Consider the following 229-nt stretch of genomic DNA (forward strand, 5'->3'; position numbering starts at 1 on the left):
TCGGCCGCAGCGAAGCCGAACGATTCAAAAACGGCATTGCGCTGACATTTGCTGAACAAGGCAAGACAATTGTTTATGCTAAAGATGATCTTGGGATTGCCGGTATAATCACTTTGAAAGATGTCGTGCGTGAAGAAACGATCGCTGCCATCGAAGCTTTGAAAAATGAGGGGATCCATACCGTCATGCTGACAGGTGATGGTGAAAAAACCGCTAAAGCGATTGCGTC

General features: G+C 46.7%; 1 protein-coding gene. It reads left to right on the top strand.

Annotated features, from left to right (window positions below):
* Nucleotides 1-229 (top strand): HAD family hydrolase (locus SB773_RS35145; RefSeq protein WP_410595234.1); only part of this gene is annotated, 229 nt, incomplete at both ends.

The sequence above is a fragment of the Bacillus sp. SIMBA_074 genome, assembly GCF_046534555.1.
GTDB classification, from domain to species: Bacteria; Bacillota; Bacilli; order Bacillales; family Bacillaceae_G; genus Bacillus_A; species Bacillus_A mycoides.